General features: G+C 36.5%; 15 protein-coding genes. 12 read left to right on the plus strand and 3 right to left on the minus strand.

Annotation, left to right across the window (positions count from 1 at the left end):
- Positions 1-10 precede the first annotated feature (10 nt).
- The 3 genes from EG2_RS19665 (at position 11) to EG2_RS19390 (ending at position 926) form a co-directional block, all read left to right on the plus strand.
- The gene (locus EG2_RS19665) at positions 11-199 is read left to right on the plus strand and encodes a hypothetical protein (protein ID WP_249024312.1); all 189 of its coding nucleotides are present in this window, start codon (positions 11-13) and stop codon (positions 197-199) included.
- Between the two features lie 167 nt (positions 200-366).
- Positions 367-657: a peptidoglycan amidohydrolase family protein gene (locus EG2_RS19670; RefSeq protein WP_249024311.1), complete on the plus strand. Its 291-nt coding sequence runs from the start codon at positions 367-369 to the stop codon at positions 655-657.
- The gene (locus EG2_RS19390) at positions 654-926 is read left to right on the plus strand and encodes a peptidoglycan-binding domain-containing protein (protein ID WP_249024310.1); all 273 of its coding nucleotides are present in this window, start codon (positions 654-656) and stop codon (positions 924-926) included. The genes EG2_RS19670 and EG2_RS19390 overlap by 4 nt, the downstream gene beginning before the upstream one ends.
- Positions 927-1,042: 116 nt before the next feature.
- On the opposite strand, the gene EG2_RS10780 is transcribed toward EG2_RS19390, so the two are convergent.
- A complete protein-coding gene (locus EG2_RS10780; RefSeq protein ID WP_060814752.1) occupies positions 1,043-1,537 on the minus strand; it encodes a hypothetical protein in 495 nt (164 codons plus the stop codon).
- Positions 1,538-1,557: 20 nt separating this feature from the next.
- Positions 1,558-2,676: a hypothetical protein gene (locus EG2_RS19395; RefSeq protein WP_211279861.1), complete on the minus strand. Its 1,119-nt coding sequence runs from the start codon at positions 2,674-2,676 to the stop codon at positions 1,558-1,560.
- 796 nt (positions 2,677-3,472) lie between these two features.
- Between EG2_RS19395 and EG2_RS10790 the strand changes: the two genes are divergently transcribed.
- The 9 genes from EG2_RS10790 to EG2_RS10830 all read left to right on the plus strand — a co-directional run bounded on the left by EG2_RS10790 (position 3,473) and on the right by EG2_RS10830 (position 13,226).
- Positions 3,473-4,159 carry a YoaK family protein gene (locus EG2_RS10790; RefSeq protein ID WP_060814753.1) on the plus strand — a complete coding sequence of 229 codons (687 nt, stop codon included), beginning with the start codon at positions 3,473-3,475 and terminating at the stop codon, positions 4,157-4,159.
- 1,096 nt (positions 4,160-5,255) lie between these two features.
- Positions 5,256-6,122, plus strand: coding sequence for a lytic exoenzyme target recognition domain-containing protein (locus EG2_RS10795; protein ID WP_139243349.1), 867 nt, complete (start codon positions 5,256-5,258; stop codon positions 6,120-6,122).
- Positions 6,123-6,251: 129 nt separating this feature from the next.
- Positions 6,252-7,055 carry a Cof-type HAD-IIB family hydrolase gene (locus EG2_RS10800; protein WP_060814755.1) on the plus strand — a complete coding sequence of 268 codons (804 nt, stop codon included), beginning with the start codon at positions 6,252-6,254 and terminating at the stop codon, positions 7,053-7,055.
- A gap of 233 nt (positions 7,056-7,288) precedes the next feature.
- The gene (locus EG2_RS10805) at positions 7,289-7,705 is read left to right on the plus strand and encodes a PTS sugar transporter subunit IIA domain-containing protein (protein WP_060814756.1); all 417 of its coding nucleotides are present in this window, start codon (positions 7,289-7,291) and stop codon (positions 7,703-7,705) included.
- Positions 7,706-7,737: 32 nt separating this feature from the next.
- Complete coding sequence (locus EG2_RS10810; protein ID WP_060814757.1) at positions 7,738-8,229, plus strand: PTS system mannose/fructose/N-acetylgalactosamine-transporter subunit IIB; 492 nt, start codon at positions 7,738-7,740, stop codon at positions 8,227-8,229.
- Positions 8,230-8,241: 12 nt separating this feature from the next.
- Positions 8,242-9,051, plus strand: coding sequence for a PTS mannose/fructose/sorbose/N-acetylgalactosamine transporter subunit IIC (locus EG2_RS10815; RefSeq protein WP_060814758.1), 810 nt, complete (start codon positions 8,242-8,244; stop codon positions 9,049-9,051).
- On the plus strand, positions 9,048-9,875 hold the full coding sequence (locus EG2_RS10820) for a PTS system mannose/fructose/sorbose family transporter subunit IID (protein WP_060814759.1): 828 nt from the start codon (positions 9,048-9,050) through the stop codon (positions 9,873-9,875). Before EG2_RS10815 ends, EG2_RS10820 begins: the two co-directional genes overlap by 4 nt.
- Entirely contained in the window at positions 9,869-10,573 is a 705-nt protein-coding gene (locus EG2_RS10825) for an HAD family hydrolase (protein WP_060814760.1), read from the plus strand. The genes EG2_RS10820 and EG2_RS10825 overlap by 7 nt, the downstream gene beginning before the upstream one ends.
- Positions 10,574-10,715: 142 nt before the next feature.
- Positions 10,716-13,226 carry a sigma 54-interacting transcriptional regulator gene (locus tag EG2_RS10830; protein WP_060814761.1) on the plus strand — a complete coding sequence of 837 codons (2,511 nt, stop codon included), beginning with the start codon at positions 10,716-10,718 and terminating at the stop codon, positions 13,224-13,226.
- 164 nt (positions 13,227-13,390) lie between these two features.
- Here EG2_RS10830 and EG2_RS10835 read toward each other — a convergent pair.
- Positions 13,391-13,772 (minus strand): transposase (locus EG2_RS10835; RefSeq protein ID WP_174520215.1); only part of this gene is annotated, 382 nt, incomplete at its 5' end.

Below are 13,772 nucleotides of genomic sequence, written 5' to 3' on the forward strand. Positions count from 1 at the left end.
GCAACAGGCTATGTTTCGTGAATTCGGGACGGGTCTAGTCGGTAAAGCTAGACCCAAAGACTTGCCAGACGAAGTCACACCAATTTATTCGCAAACAGCATGGTTTATACTAGCTCAAGATGTTGCGGTTGACTTGGAAGCCATATACGGTATTCCTCATGTAATTGTCCAAGGTACAGACTTCTATATTACCAAATGACAGCCAACAGGTCCGTTTTTTTATCTTTCTTTGATGGATTTGATCGGTGAAGCGCCAGAAGTATACAAAGAGCATGCACAACGGAAGTTAATGGAATTAAAGTGTTGAAACGTGTGAAACAGAAACGTTATTTGCCATGAATGGAACAATGCTCAAGAAAATTAGTCGTGCGTGTTGATATCTTTATCGCTGAAACTCCTGGGGCTTCTCATAGATCAGAAGGGCATACCGGTATCTTTTTGAACAATAAGAGTTTTATACATTGCAACTATTATTGGAACGGAATTCACACAGACAGCCATGATTCTTATATGAGCACTCGATTAACGCATCATTTCTATCGAATTATTACGATCGGCAATTCTGATGCAAATACTGACAACAGTGCTCAAATGATCAAATTGGCAATCGATGCCCAATGGGGACCACTCGTTACTCTGCAACTAGAGGTAAAGTGATTAGTCATCAATACAAACAAAAGTACAATCAAAATATCTATACCGCTGAGTTTGATATTACTTTGATCGGATATGACATGATTCGTGCAATCCAGATGGGCCTCGAAGCAAGAGGATATTATTCTGGTGTAATTGATGGTCTATGTGGTGAAGCAACAATCAAAGCGATGCAAAAAGCATTAGGAATGATGGTGGACGGTATTATCAGTCCAGTATCTGATATAGTAAAGGCATTACAGAGAGCGTTGAACAACAATAAGTTGCCGTGATAAACAAATAGCCCGCTCTTGTTGAGTGGGCTTGTACATAAGTAACAAAGACAGTATTAAAACAGGCATTTTTTAGTTGTAAAATTGAGATAGCACGCGAAGGATAAGCTGAATTTTTATTCTTTTGGGTAATCGAAAGGAATATTTGGATAAGCAAAATTTTCCCTAATTATTTTTTTGTTCCCCGTAGCATCTCCAGCTATCTCGTATACAAAACTTATTGTTTTTCTATTTGAATTATAGGAAAAGGTGTAAATTAATTCGCAGTCTTCTAATTCAGGAGTGTAATTACTAGGTACTGTTTCTTCGTTGTAGAATTTACCTGTCTCTTTGATTTTTTGTTTCCAAGTTTCATAATCTGATTTTGTGGTGATTTCCTCTTGAAATCCATCAATAGAAAGGAGTCCGATGGAGTATTGTTCTCCATTCAAAATAATTATTTCATCATCAGGTATATTTATAGATTGGATATAATGAGCAATCTCCTCCTTACCTTTTGCCTCAATCGTTAACCCTTTTATAAAGAAAAATAACAGTAAACTAATGAATAAGATAAGCGGAAAGAGTATTATTAGTATAAGCCACTTTGATTTTTTCCATATTCTTTTCATTCTAAGACCTCCACTATAATCTAATAACTGCCTACTTTGTAAGGTTTGTACGAACTAGTAAATAAGTTAGGTAAAGCGCTTGGTGCAATAAAAGCAAGTCCTGATGCATATCCTTGTACGACAGGAGCGTTGCCACTGCCATACCAGTACGCTTGAAAAACTAGTTTGGAACAATAGTTTGGATTGGTACTAAGTGTACCTGATCTAAGTAAATAATCGATTTTGCGATTTTTTTTGTAACCCCCTGAAGAATTCCAAAAAGTTTTATCAGCATATGTTCCGCATTTATTAGCCATAGTTTTGTTAGGGACACGCCATATTTGTATAGGTTCATCTATTCTTGGTTTTACTTTTACCCCTTGTTCTCGGTTTCCCCACAACCAATTATTCTTATTGAACTGATTATTATTATTAGATATGCCTGTCAAAAACCAATTCACAGGGTTATCTCCCCCAGTCATTTCAAGAATATAATTATCACTGGTTGCGATAGCAGCATGACCAAATCCTCCACTATTCACAATAATGATGTCTCCCTTTCGAATATCACGTTTAAAACGATTGGCATTTTGTTCTTTTGTTGCTCTCTTTTCTCGCCTTGTTTCACTGGGGGAATGACCTTCTCCATCTGGAAAAGCAGCATAGTTCATTATCTGAGCAAACCAGTCACCATAAGAGTGATAATTGGGAAATATATCTTTCATTTCTTCATAAGTTGTTTTATTCGCTTGATAATTTTCTTGAAAAGCTTCATAGGAATACAATTCTTGAGTAACTTTTCCTTCAGATATTCCTTTTTCATATAATTCTTTGATTTTCGTTACTTCTTGCTCTGTTAGTTCTGGCAGATTTGTTTGATCAGAATCATAGTTTACTTCGTTTTCATCTTCAATATCCCAAAGAGATGTTTGAGATTCTTGCTCTGATGAAGCGGCCGTAGTGGGCGCTGTGTCGTCTTCAAGTGAGTTTGTTACTATAGGATTAGAAATATCATTTGATGAATCGGTTATGAAGGTGTTGCTCGTACCAGTGGTAATAGGTGTTTTCTTTGGATGTTCTTCTGAATAAGCGTTTACAATGAAGCTTAGACCAATGAATAACATAGAGAGAACGGAAAGACTTATAAATGATTTTTTCATTTAATTCACAACTTTCTATTTTTTAATTGTATATATACTATTATATGATTGAAAATTAACACTAATGGTGAAAAAAAACAACTTTCGTTTTTGTCACCTGATTATTGATCAGAAGAAAAATAGTATTGTACTAAGAAACTTTTGTACTCAGAATCGAGTAGGGCCTTTTTTAATTGCTTCAAATTCGTTCATAATCTTCGTTTTACCAATCACCGAATACTGCTTCGCAACAAACTACATTAGTTTTAATCATCTGTGAATTCATTTATCGATCTTTTTAATAAATAGTAATACCAAGATATCATTGGAATAAAAATAAAACTTAGTAGGCAAAAGAGGTAATTTTTTTGAATAAATAAAATAATCGTAGCAATAGCGACTTGTAAATTGATTCATATAACAAGTAATATTTTTGCATATTTACTTATTGAAAACAATTTATAAAATCACCTTCATTTTATAAATAACTGGATTTTTATCAAATAAAAGTTCAAAATACTTATAGAATATAATGGGATTTTCATCAAAAAAGCTAGAGACTTCAGAATATTTTAGCGAAAACTCATTATTATCCCCATTCATTAACAATTCTGAGGAGTATACTGCTTCTGTTAAATGAAAACCACGAAAGTAAATTAACTGATTTCCCTAAAAATAGGGGAGAACATTTTAGCTCACATGAATGAATGCTAATTGGATGCTTTCTTTGATGAGACAGTCTCCTAATGGTGTGTTTCTGTAGAATCGTTAAGTGTAAATCTGGTTACAAAATTTAAAAAGTGTTGAGGAGTCCACTATGCAAAAAAAATTTCCAAAAGTTCCTGCTGTTTCGAACAATAGTCGTTTATTTGCTATTCTAATGGCTTTTTCAGGAGGAGCAATAGATGTCTATTGTCATAATTATTTTCATGGATTAGTTGCTACACAGACCGGAAATGTAATATTGATGGCGTCAAATTTATCTCACAATGATTGGCAGCAAATGCTTCCTAAAATCCTATCTATCATCATGTTCACAGTAGGTTTTTTATTAGGGATTCTTCTTAAACGGAGTAACTTCAGTGACTACTGGCGAAGTTACACCATGTTGCCTGCGATTTTATCTAGTTTCGTCATTCCATTATTACCTCAAGATCTTCAGCTTTTTAAAATTGGTATTCTTGCCTTCGGGAGTGGTTTACTTATGCTGACGTTTAGTGGTACTCAAATTGAAGGAAATCCTTATACGATTATGATGACCTCGGGGAATTATCGTAAGATGCTTAACGAGTGGTACTTGTATTTGACCTCAAAAGATAAATCTTCCATGCAAAAACGGAATGCACACAACTATACTATAGTCGTTGTCTCTTTCATAGTTGGTGCCTGTTTACTAGCCTTTATCAGCCAGTCTTTAAAAATGTATTCGATGTGGATAGTAACGATCACATTTACCATTTCTTTTTTTATTGAAATTTACCATGCCAAGAAGACGAATAAATAAAACGACAAAGCAACATGTATGTTAAACAAGCTAGGTATTATTTTTAAACATATGACCACTAAGTATTATTGATGAAAAGGGAAATTAGTGGATGAAATTCGTACAAAAAACAAGTGAGATAGTTATGGCAATTGGGGAGTTTAAAAAAGCGCAAAATAATTTCTGTCTTTCTGACTTTTCAAAAAGACTGTTGAACCAACCGATTATAAACACACTACCTAATTGATCAGATAAGGTACAAGATAATGTAATCGAGCCCGTATCAAATTTGTTAATAGGATCTCATGAATAGTTATATTTTGGAGTTTAATCTATTAGCTAGTGTCTCCAAGTATTTGCTTTTTCGATAATGAGCCACAATAGTTTATCAGTTTTCTCTCAAAAGAGTCACATAATAACCAAAGAAGTAAATATTATTTACAGAATGATTATTGTAACTAAAAATCTCTCTTACACGGAATCAAGTAGGAGAGATTTTTACGTTTAATTCTAATTTTTCCTTAGTTCGTTAAGAATAGGTGATTATTACATTAATCTTTATTATCGTTTTCAAACAGTCGTCAAACTAAACAAGTGTCATACTTCTTTGGAATCGTTGATGCCATGTTTAACAGCAAGCCGAATAATCCAGTATAAGACAAAGCCAATAAAACCATACCAAACAAAACTGAAAAGCCACATTTTGAACTCCTCCTTTTGCCTAAATTATACCACGATAAAAAATAGTCACTTATAAATATTTAGAAAAGAAAAAAGAGGATTATTAGCCTTCATGTCGCTCCGAAGCACCATTGCTCACTAAAATAACTTCTCTTAGAAAAAAATAAAACTTAGGAATAAGGATTTTTCCAATTTGGGAAGCTCTTTTTTTGCTAACGAACCGTATGTCAAACAAAGCAACAAATATTCTTTTGATAATAAAATAATTTATAAATAAATTATTGATTCAAAGAAGCGAGCGTAGTATAATTAAGAAAATAAAAAATATATTTTTACTATTTTATTAATTACTATTTGATCTGACTTAGGATAAGGTATTAAGCCATCATGATGGGTTTTAATATAAAGAAACGAAGGAGTGTGGAGATAAATGAACATGAAAAATTTTCGAAAGAGTCTTTTGTTTGTTGCGGGCTTATTTGTTGTTACTTTTGGGGGTCTTTTCTTCTCTGAAGATGCTTCTGCCACAACGACTTCTCAAGCAACATCCTGGGTAAATAGCTCTATTGGTAAATCTTATGATTTTGATGGCGTGTACGGGGCGCAATGCTTTGATTATATTAACAAGTATGCCTACGATCTATTTGGAACGAGTTTTTCGGGGGCTGGCGCAATTGATTTATTGAATACGGGTAATAAGAATGGTTTCAAAGTTATCAGAGATGGCGCAAATCTTTATCCTCAAACAGGAGATATTTTTATATATCAGGTATATGGCTCACCTTGGGGACATACAGGAATTGTTATTAATGCTGATAAGACTGGGATGACGGTAGCGGATCAAAACTTTAACAATGTTCAACGAGTTCAAAAGCATTATATTAAATACAATGACTCATGGGGTGTTATCAAAGGGTGGATCAGACCACCGTTCAACAATCAAACCAATCCAAATCCTACACCTAACCAAAGGCTAAAAGTTTATAAAGTAGATGATCTACAGCATATAAATGGGCTTTGGCAAATCAAATCTAATGATCTCGTACCGACTGGCTTTAATTGGACAGACAATGGGATTGCTGTAGGTGATGTGATTGAGGTTGATCGAAATGGGAACAAAACTAGCGATCAAGTGATTGAAAAAGGCAGCTATTTCGTTTTTGATTCAGCAAAAGTGATCAGTGCGACGAATGCCCAAAAAGGAACAGGTGGCTGGTTCTGGTCGAATGTTCATTTGAAAGATAGCGGGTCGATCTGGTTATCCGTATGGAATAAAAATGATTTACTTTATGGAAAAAAATAGCAAATTAGCCGCCTTATCCTAGGCGGCTTTAAAATTTTTAAAATCATGATCAAAAATTTACGGTTGCTTATTTTTCTTGACATGGAACGCGTTTCATTGACTATAATCACCTTGAAGGGTGGTATAAAAATGACAATAAAAATGATCGCTGTTGACATGGACGGGACGTTCTTAAATGATGAAAAGAAATATAATGTCGTTCAATTCAATCAGATTTTTCAGGTCCTAGAAGAAAACAAAATTAAATTTGTGGTAGCAAGTGGCAATCAGTATTTTCAGCTACGTTCCTTTTTTCCTTCTCATTATGAAAGAATGGCTTTTGTAGCAGAAAACGGCGCAAATATTTTAATTGGAAGTGAACATATTTATAATGCAAAAATCCCGTCTGAGAATATCACGAAGACATTGGCTATTCTTGAAAAATTACAACCGAAAAATTTGATTTTATGCGGCAAAAAAAGCGCTTATATTTCTGAAACGATATCAGACTCCACGCTAAATGAAGCAAAATTTTATTATCCTGTACTAAAAAAAATAGCTGACCTATATGATATAGGTGATGAAGACGATGCGATTTTTAAGGTTGCTCTTTCATTTGATGAAGAGGACGCGAATGAAAAATTACACATTCTAAAGAAATCTTTAGCCGGTATACTGATTCCAGTGTCAAGTGGACATGGAGACATCGACTTAATCCTCCCGGGAGTACACAAATTAAACGGTCTTAAAATGTTAGGAGAAAAGTGGGGAATCAGCTTAGACGAAATGGCAACATTCGGAGATAGCGGCAATGATTTAGAAATGATCAGGGATGTCAAAAATAGTTTTGCTATGGAAAATGCGCAACAAAAGATTAAAGAAGCAGCGACAACTGTGATTGGAACGAATAACTCTGGTGCTGTTTTGGATACCATCCAATCTCTGATAAATTAGAATCAGAGACAATTTTTCCTGTTACAATCTATTCCATTTACAATAAAAAGTCATTAAGTGATACTTTTTAGACTCAAAGTCAATGGACTAGAAGGTGAAGAAAAGTATCATGTGTTTAAAACAAAAAAACCTGTTTAAACAGACCCAAAAGGGTAAAAAGCTTGTAGTGTAGGGCTTTTTACCCTTTCTTTTTTTGGCATGAATCTTGCTTTTAATAGAGTGAGGTGAAGGATATGAAAAAAAAATTTTTAGTGGCAACACATGGAAAACTAGCCAGCGGTTTTCAAAATTCGTTGACAATATTAGCTGGTCGAGGCGCTGATCTTGTCGTTGTTGATGCATATTTGACAAATGAGGATTATACGCCAATCATTAGTGACTTTATCAACTCGATCAACGCTGATGAACAAGGCATTATCTTTACTGACCTTTATGGTGGTAGTGTCAATCAAACAGCGGTGACCGAGCTGATGAGAAACAAGAAAGAGCAGATCTTCGTCATTTCCAACAGTAATTTGGCAATTATTTTATCACTAGTTCTGACTTCTGAAAGTGAAATTTTCACTCAAAAAAGTGTCAATGAAGCAATCAATGATTGTCAGGTTCGCTTAGTGTCCACTCAATTACCAGAGGAAGAAGCACTTTTTTAGATAAATAAGAAGAATTTATAGGAGGAAAAAAGATGATAACACAAATACGCGTAGATGATCGCCTGATTCATGGACAAGTGGCTGTCGTTTGGACAAAAGAATTGAATGCTCCCTTATTAGTTGTTGCCAACGACGAGGCAGCAAAAAATGAAGTGATGCAAATGACATTGAAAATGGCTGTGCCTAATGGGATGAAGTTATTGATTCGATCCGTCGAGGATGCCATTCAACTGTTTAATGATCCTAGAGGAGCTGATAAACGAATTTTTGTGATTGTAAACAGTGTGAAAGATGCTAACAAAATTGCTCAAAATGTTGCAACCGTTGAAACTGTGAACATTGCTAATGCTGGTCGATTCGACAAATCAGATAAGGCAACAAAGACGATGGTTTTTCCGAGCGTGCAATTAAATCCTGATGAGTTAGCTGCGGCAAGGGAATTGGTGCGTTTGGACCGTGTCACCTGTTACAACCAAGTTTTGCCGTCTAATCCGCAATTAAGTTTAAAAGATGCTTTAAAATAGGAGGGGAAAGAAATGTTAATGCATGCAACGATGGCAGCTCTAGCGGTTTTTATCTGTTTTGCCGGAAATTATTTGACTGGTCAAAGTATGTTGGAACGCCCATTAGTGGTAGGGCTTGTAACCGGTATATTGATGGGAGATATGAAAACTGGAATTCTAATGGGTGCATCATTAGAGGCGGTCTTTTTAGGAAATGTAAATATTGGTGGGGTAATTGCTGCAGAACCAGTGACAGCGACAACGTTAGCAACAACTTTTGCAATTATTTCGAATGTGGAACAAAATGCAGCCATGACATTAGCGGTTCCTATCGGTATGCTAGCTGCATTCGTAGTGATGTTCTTAAAAAATGTATTCATGAATATCTTTGCTCCATCCTTGGATAAGGTGGCTCGCGAAGATAATCAAAGAATGATCGTGCTTTTGCATTATGGAACGTGGCTTATTTATTATTTGATTATCGCTTCTATCGCTTTTATTGGTATTTTAGTTGGCAGTGGTCCGGTCAATACATTTGTTGAAAATATTCCTCAAAATATGATGAACGGGCTTAGTGCAGCAGGAGGTTTGTTGCCGGCTGTTGGATTTGCTATGTTGATGAAACTTTTGTGGGACAAGAAGCTGTCGGTCTTTTATATTTTAGGTTTTGTCCTAACCGCTTATTTGCAATTACCGGCAGTTGCGGTTGCAGTTATTGGTGTAGTGATCTGCGTGGTCAGTGCGCAACGAGACTTAGAGATTCGCGACGTGAACAATGGAGGGAACAGTCGCCATGTTGGACCGATGACAAAAGCGGAAGAAGAGGAGGACTTTTTCGCATGAAATTTCAAGAGAATTTATCCAAAGAAGAAAAGAAAATGATGCGCTCCGTCTTTTGGCGTTCATGGACGATGAACGCCAGTCGTACAGGAGCAACGCAATACCACGCAGTAGGTGTGATCTATACTTTATTGCCAGTAATCAATCGTTTCTATCAATCGAAGGAAGAGCGTGCGGAGGCAATCGTCCGTCATACGACCTGGTTCAATGCAACGATGCATATCAACAATTTCATTATGGGATTAGTTGCATCTATGGAAAAACAAAATAGCGAAGATGACCAGTTTGATCCAAGCTCGATCACAGCGGTAAAAGCTTCATTGATGGGACCTATTTCTGGGATCGGTGATTCTTTCTTTTGGGGCATTTTGCGGGTCATTGCAGCTGGAATCGGTATTTCACTCGCAGCAACTGGTTCACCATTAGGCGCTATCTTATTTCTAGTGATCTATAACGTTCCTGCTTTCTTGATTCACTACTATGCACTTTATAGCGGATACTCGGTTGGAGCTAGTTTTATTCAGCGGATGTATGAATCCGGTGGTATGAAGATTTTAACGAAAGCATCTAGCATGCTTGGTTTAATGATGATGGGTTCAATGACAGCATCCAACGTTAAGTTTAAAACAATTCTCGAAGTAAGCGTTGAAGGAAGTAAGGAAGCAATGAAGATCCAAGATTATTTGGATCAGTTATTTGTGGGGATTGTCCCATTAACAGTCACATTGATTGCTTTTTGGCTCTTACGGAAAAAAGTGAACGTCAACGCTGTGATGTTTGGGATTATGTTTCTTGGTATTATTTTGGGACTGTTGGGAATATGCTAAATGATCAGGCGGTTTTTTTCGATATTGATGATACATTGTTAGATAATTTTTGCGCCTTCAAGGAGACGATCCAGGAGTTCTTTCCTGGATCTCTAAACGAACTTGCTTTGAAACAGTTGTATCGGAACTTTCGCCAAAACAGTGAAAAGATCTATCAAAACTACTTAGAGGGAAACAGGAAGCACAAAACTGATCGCTGGCGGTTAGTTCTTCAAACATTACAGCAAACTTCAAGCGTTAATACTTCTGAGTTAGACGACTATTACCATCTACGCCAAGGAAAACAACTACTATCAAAAGAGATGCAACTTCTTTTGCGAAGCTTAAAGAAAAGCGGAATCTTATGTGGCGTGCTGACCAATGGATTTGCATTGCAACAGCAGAATAAAATCGATCAATTAATGCTAAATCAATTGATTGATCCAAATTGGCAATTTATCTCAGAAGAGATAGGTGATGCGAAGCCGAATGTAAGCTGTTTTCGAAAAGTAGCTAAGCAATTGCCAAAGCAAATACAACGAATCTATTATTTAGGAGACAGCTATTCGAATGATATTATCCCCGCTCAAATGGCAGGCTGGCGGCCAATCTGGCTAAATCGTTTTGGCGATAAGGGAGAATCTGCTATTATTCAAGCAAAAAATGCAGAAGAAGCTGTCGTTTTACTTTTGTCACAATTGCTTTCTAATCGGGCATAAATCGGGGAATCGAGCAACGTTTTTAAAAAGTACAGGAATCTTTATCCCCTACCAAGAAAGTTTATAGCAGAACTAATTCTCTTACAGAGACGGAGTGACTTTTTTTCTTCTATGCTGTATTTTTTATGGGGGAGGTAAAGATATGCGAAAAGAAACACGGGAACAGATACTACAGCTAGTAGCACAAGAAAAGGCCATGACGACGCAAGAAATTGCCAACGCTATTGGGCTGAGTCGCTCAGCAACCAGCTTGTACTTAAATGAACTGCTAAATCAAAACATCGTAAGTAAAGTTGGAACGAAGCCTGTCTACTGGGAGCTTGTTTCAGATGACACTTTTGTGGAAGACGTCTTTTCTCAGTATATAGGCAGTACTGGTAGTGCAAAAAATGCCATTGAAAAGTGTAAGTCAGCCGTTTTATACCCTCCATTAGGATTGCCCTTGCTCTTACATGGGGCGAGCGGTGTAGGTAAAAGTTTTTTGGCGGAGTTGATTTTTGATTATCTTCAAAAGAAAAAATGTCCAGGCGCACAAAAGTTTTTGGTCTTTAATTGCGCTGATTACACGAATAACCCCGAATTATTGTCTTCCATTCTATTTGGGCATACGCGAGGAGCTTTTACTGGAGCAGAAAAGGAAAAAAGCGGACTTTTAGCTTTGGCAGACAATGGGGTATTATTTTTAGATGAAGTTCATCGACTCTCGCATGAGAATCAAGAGAAGCTTTTTCAATTTATGGATACCGGGAGATTTCGTCCAGTTGGCGAAGAAGCAGAGATGGTCCAAGCAAATGTGCGACTCTTATTTGCGACGACAGAAGCGCCTGAAGAAGTTTTACTGCCTACTTTTTATCGTCGAATTTCAGTGATTGTAGATTTACCTTCTTTTCATGAGCGACCTATTTTCGAGAGAGTAGATCTGGTCACCCATTTGTTTGAGCAGGAGGCAAAGCGCATCAAGAAAAGCATCGTCATTTCAAATGATGTTTTTACTGAATTAACCCACCAAGAACTTCCAGGTAACATTGGCAGCTTGTCAAACCAGGTAAGAATGGATTGTGCCAATGCATTACGGATAGCGCCAAACAGTTCAACATTAGTTATCGGATCGGACAATGAACATACTATTCAAATCTCTTATCCGCCAGCAACAAAGTCTACTTCAGCTAATCTTCATCTTTTGAAGCAGGAACTGCTTTCATTACTTGATTTAAGTGATTTCATTGTTATGAAAGAAAAGTTACAAGATTTTGATAACAAGTATCTTGAACGGACTATATCCTGGACGAACGATAGTCTTTCAATGAACATTATCACTAGCATTCAACAGCAAAACCGATTAGTGATTGATAATGAATCTTTGACAGAGGATGCTGCTTCCTTAGTTTGTCGGCTAATACAAGTATTACAAACCGAGATTACTATGAAAAAAATAACAGAGAAACGCCATCTTCTTTCAAAAGAATACCCAAGAACTTTGCTTTTATCAGCAAATTTAACAAAGACATTACCCGATGAGATTCAACCAATAGCAAATTTTCTTCTGGCAGTGCTGCTTATTGGCAAAGTTACAGAAGATATTTACTACCAAGCGCTTCTTGTTGCTCATGGAAATACCACCGCTAGTAGCATCCAAGCTGTGGCAAATAAAATGTGCGGTGACTATGTTTTTGATGCCATTGATATGCCTTTGTCTTCTTCCGCAAGAGATATCGTTTTGAAAGTTAGCGATTGGCTATCAGAAAGAGATACTTCTGAAGGGGTCATCATGCTAGTAGATATGGGCTCATTGACACATTTGTATAAAAGTTTAAAACCTCAGATTCTTGGCGAACTATTAGTGATCAATAATTTAACGACCTCTTTTGCATTAGAGATCGGTCAGCAGCTGATAAATGGGCATCTTTTTTATGAGATTGCCAAAACGGCAGAGCAGGATTTTGTTACGAACATTCAATATTTTGAAGGGTTTGCAGTAGAAAAGAATGTCATCATAGCCAGTATATCTGGCCGCGACGTCGCCAAACAAATCAAAGCCATTTGCGAGAAATATTTTAATCCTGATATCAAGCTGATTGTATTGAATTATAGTGAACTAGTGAATACATTAGAGCGCGCCTCATCAGAAGAAGGTTACTTGAAAGAAACCGCATTGATCGTAACCACTTCTTACCTAGATAATTCGGCGGCTGTTCCTAGTATCAATTTGATTGATGCACTAGATGAAGATGCAGAGGGACATTTGAATAAACAACTGAAAAACTTGATTCACCCAAGTAGCGTGCCATTATTAGTAAAAGAGTTCATCCATTTTTTCTCAAAAGAAGGACTGTCAGAAAAGCTAGAGTTCCTGAACCCTGACGTCATTATTCGTCAAGTAGAAGATGTGGTAGAGAAGTGCGAGAAAAGGTTCAACTTAAGATTGAATGCAAAAATGAAATTCAACTTAATGATGCATTTGGCGTTGATGGTGGAACGAACGATTCTTGGAGCCGAAGATTATCCTGTACCGGAAGACATCAATAAGTTAAAAATAAACCAGAAACCTTTTTATCAGAATGCACAGATGATTTTTTATACTCTAGAGCAATTTTATAAAATCAAAGTATCGACTTGGGAACTGTATATCGTGTATGAGATTTTGTTAGGCTAAAGCTTGATAAAAATGATCAACTGAAATCTTTGAGAATATTCAATAGGTGTTTTTAACAATTGCATAAAAACGAAAAAAGATCGGCTCTTTGTCAATAAGGACTGATGGGTTGTACAAAATCAAATCTGGGTCAGAATGAACCTCATTCTGGCTCAGATTTTTTGTTATCTTACTTTGATTAATTGATTGATCAAAAAGATTCTAATTCTCATGTTCTCAAATGATTTAAATCCGTAGGATACTCGTTTCATTGTCTTTATATGGGTATTCTTCGCTTCTATTTTTCCATTGGTGTAAGGATAGATCATCGCGTTGGTGATGCCTTCTTCATAGGTCAGAAGGTTTTGGAGCTTTTCCCGAAAGCCGTCATCTAACGTTTCGGGAAGTTCTGCCAATAAGGAGAAAAATAAGTCAGGGTCTTTGTCTCGAAAGGCTTCAACTAATTCATGAAAATAGGGATACGCCTCCTTCAGGGACGTAGAAAAGCCAAGCAATCGATCAATCATCATCGCTTCCGTAAGAAATGGGTATTTTGGTGCTCGAAAA

The organism is Enterococcus gallinarum NBRC 100675 (genome assembly GCF_001544275.1).
GTDB classification, from domain to species: Bacteria; Bacillota; Bacilli; order Lactobacillales; family Enterococcaceae; genus Enterococcus_D; species Enterococcus_D gallinarum.

What these genes read in the sequence shown, in the direction of transcription:
- EG2_RS19665 (WP_249024312.1), top strand. Translation starts at nt 11, where the DNA reads ATGTTTCGTGAATTCGGGACGGGTCTAGTCGGTAAAGCTAGACCCAAA.
- EG2_RS10780 (WP_060814752.1), bottom strand. Translation starts at nt 1,537, where the DNA reads ATGAAAAGAATATGGAAAAAATCAAAGTGGCTTATACTAATAATACTC.
- EG2_RS19395 (WP_211279861.1), bottom strand. Translation starts at nt 2,676, where the DNA reads ATGAAAAAATCATTTATAAGTCTTTCCGTTCTCTCTATGTTATTCATT.
- EG2_RS10790 (WP_060814753.1), top strand. Translation starts at nt 3,473, where the DNA reads ATGCAAAAAAAATTTCCAAAAGTTCCTGCTGTTTCGAACAATAGTCGT.
- EG2_RS10795 (WP_139243349.1), top strand. Translation starts at nt 5,256, where the DNA reads ATGAAAAATTTTCGAAAGAGTCTTTTGTTTGTTGCGGGCTTATTTGTT.
- EG2_RS10800 (WP_060814755.1), top strand. Translation starts at nt 6,252, where the DNA reads ATGACAATAAAAATGATCGCTGTTGACATGGACGGGACGTTCTTAAAT.
- EG2_RS10805 (WP_060814756.1), top strand. Translation starts at nt 7,289, where the DNA reads ATGAAAAAAAAATTTTTAGTGGCAACACATGGAAAACTAGCCAGCGGT.
- EG2_RS10810 (WP_060814757.1), top strand. Translation starts at nt 7,738, where the DNA reads ATGATAACACAAATACGCGTAGATGATCGCCTGATTCATGGACAAGTG.
- EG2_RS10815 (WP_060814758.1), top strand. Translation starts at nt 8,242, where the DNA reads ATGTTAATGCATGCAACGATGGCAGCTCTAGCGGTTTTTATCTGTTTT.
- EG2_RS10820 (WP_060814759.1), top strand. Translation starts at nt 9,048, where the DNA reads ATGAAATTTCAAGAGAATTTATCCAAAGAAGAAAAGAAAATGATGCGC.
- EG2_RS10825 (WP_060814760.1), top strand. Translation starts at nt 9,869, where the DNA reads ATGCTAAATGATCAGGCGGTTTTTTTCGATATTGATGATACATTGTTA.
- EG2_RS10830 (WP_060814761.1), top strand. Translation starts at nt 10,716, where the DNA reads ATGCGAAAAGAAACACGGGAACAGATACTACAGCTAGTAGCACAAGAA.